Source organism: Deferrivibrio essentukiensis (assembly GCF_020480685.1).
GTDB lineage: Bacteria > Chrysiogenota > Deferribacteres > Deferribacterales > Deferrivibrionaceae > Deferrivibrio > Deferrivibrio essentukiensis.
On sequence record NZ_JAJAFU010000051.1, the window covers coordinates 1 to 1,231 of the forward strand.

Annotated in this window: 2 protein-coding genes; both read left to right on the plus strand. The window is 32.2% G+C overall.

All coding sequences use genetic code 11. From position 1 onward, the window contains the following. The coding region (locus LF845_RS11705; RefSeq protein ID WP_242821195.1) for a hypothetical protein at positions 1-421 on the plus strand (421 nt) is incomplete at its 5' end. Positions 422-469: 48 nt separating this feature from the next. Continuing rightward, positions 470-1,222 carry a hypothetical protein gene (locus LF845_RS11710; RefSeq protein ID WP_242821196.1) on the plus strand — a complete coding sequence of 251 codons (753 nt, stop codon included), beginning with the start codon at positions 470-472 and terminating at the stop codon, positions 1,220-1,222. Positions 1,223-1,231 lie beyond the last annotated feature (9 nt).

The window sequence follows — 1,231 nt, forward strand, 5'->3', positions numbered from 1 at the left end:
TGCAAGTACATTTTTGAAAAAATTTAAGGCGAAATACACCGGTATCAATAAATATTCGATGGGAAAAATGTATGAAGTGTCTAAGGATAATTTAAATATGGACGGAATCAGAGATGCGTTGATTATATTTGATAAAGATGAAAAAGCTGTAGGAGTTATTTTGACAGGCTCAAAAAACTATTTTGATTACTACAATAACATTTTAAAAGGAAAATATTCTTTAGTTAAATCTAATATCCCTTTTGTAGGTGATAAGTATGCTGAGTACAAAGATGGCAATACCTCAATTTCTATAAAAGCACCTCATATGAGTTTTGATATGGAAATATATTATATACATAAATCATTAAACGATGCCTTTGAAAGAGTAACAAAGCAGGAAGAGCAACAAAAATTAAAGAATAACAGCAATAAACTTTGACATCGGCCTTCTTTGAAGGCCTTTTATTTCCATATTAAGGAGGGTCAAATGAACAAGGTTTTATTAACTTTTTTTATTATGTTAGTTGCAACCGTTAGTTTTGGATTTGATAGCCCAAAATTTGAAATGTTTATCGGTACAGGTATTGGTGACTATTCCGGCGATGTAAAATTTAATTCCAAAGGTGATTCTTTGATAAATCCTTCTTTTGGTATAGATTTGAAAGATGGAAACCTTGATAATAAATTTGAAACTCTTAGTAAGTTAAGTGTAGATTATTGTCCAAATTGGGGGGTATATGCTGAAGCAAATTCACTCGAATTTGAGACTGAAGAGATACAAAGTCAGGGGAGCTTGCTATTTTTTGCACTTGGCTCTGAAAAAGCTGAAAACCCTGTATTAATCATATCTACTATGTCGTACGGATTACAAAAAAAGATATTAGATACTTCAAAATTCAACTTATACCTTGGAGTAGGTTACAAAGGATTGCAGGTTAAGATTTCACAAAGTGCTGAGATATTGGCTACTTTTGGTGATGATATAATGTTTGATACGGTAAATATCAGGCTAAAAGGGAAGCTCAAAGTAAATGATAAGTTTTTGATAAATGCTTCCGGTAACTATGGTTATGGGACTAATGCCGGTGAAACATACGGCGGAGATATAAACCTTACATACGGCAAATTTATATTTGGTGTTATAGGGGCTTCTATAGAATATATGGATGTAAAAAGGGGGGATAGCCTGCTCAATGGAATAATGAAGCAATATTATGCAGGTGTAGGATTTAGGTATTAATCAAATTTT

Bases quoted from the DNA above. Each gene is read 5' to 3' on its own strand.
- LF845_RS11710 (WP_242821196.1), top strand. From the start codon at position 470: ATGAACAAGGTTTTATTAACTTTTTTTATTATGTTAGTTGCAACCGTT.